A 607-nucleotide genomic window follows, 5' to 3' on the forward strand; every position below is an offset into this window, starting at 1 on the left:
TGCATTTCCACCTCCTTCCTTGTATCATGAATTGCCTTATAACTCCGCCGAGCAAATTCATCAATTTCACAAAAGCCGATACACTGGTGACCCGCTTGTTCCATACCTAAGCGAAAGCCACCAATCCCGGCGAATAAATCTAAAAATGTCATAAATCACCTCAATAAAAAAGCCTAGAATTATTGATACTCCTAGGCTACATACTATTATTTTCTCTTTCCGTATGAACGCTTAATCCAACAATATCGCTAATTTCCCTCAAGAAATCATACCCTTTTGGTACAAGTGGCGTATAAAACTCACTAATCACACTCCCTCCTGTATCCACATATCCTCGACCTTTGATGCGTTTCATGAAGAAATTTTTATCAACTTCCCCAAACATCATGGAATACCCGAGCTCACTCATACGCCCCAAAGCTACACGAAAGTTGAATTGATCGCGAATCCCATCTCCTAAATATTTCGCATCTGGTCTTTGACAAGCCAAAATCAGAAAGAAACCAGACTGACGACCTAACATCACAATTTGCTTGAGCTTATTCAAAATCACCGCACTTTCCTTTGTTGTTAACATTTATAGCGATAGGTAAGAATTTGATATAAT

The 607-nt window shown here is 39.0% G+C and carries 1 protein-coding gene and 1 pseudogene; both read right to left on the reverse strand.

Annotated elements, in window-relative coordinates:
• Positions 1-152: DNA cytosine methyltransferase (locus RV13_RS20505; RefSeq protein ID WP_143142315.1), on the reverse strand; the 152-nt coding region annotated here is incomplete at its 3' end.
• A 44-nt stretch (positions 153-196) separates the two neighbouring features.
• Positions 197-577: pseudogene (locus RV13_RS20510) on the reverse strand (ATP-binding protein); the annotation flags it as partial.
• Positions 578-607: the final 30 nt, after the last annotated feature.

The organism is Enterococcus raffinosus, assembly GCF_001886185.1.
GTDB lineage: Bacteria > Bacillota > Bacilli > Lactobacillales > Enterococcaceae > Enterococcus_A > Enterococcus_A raffinosus.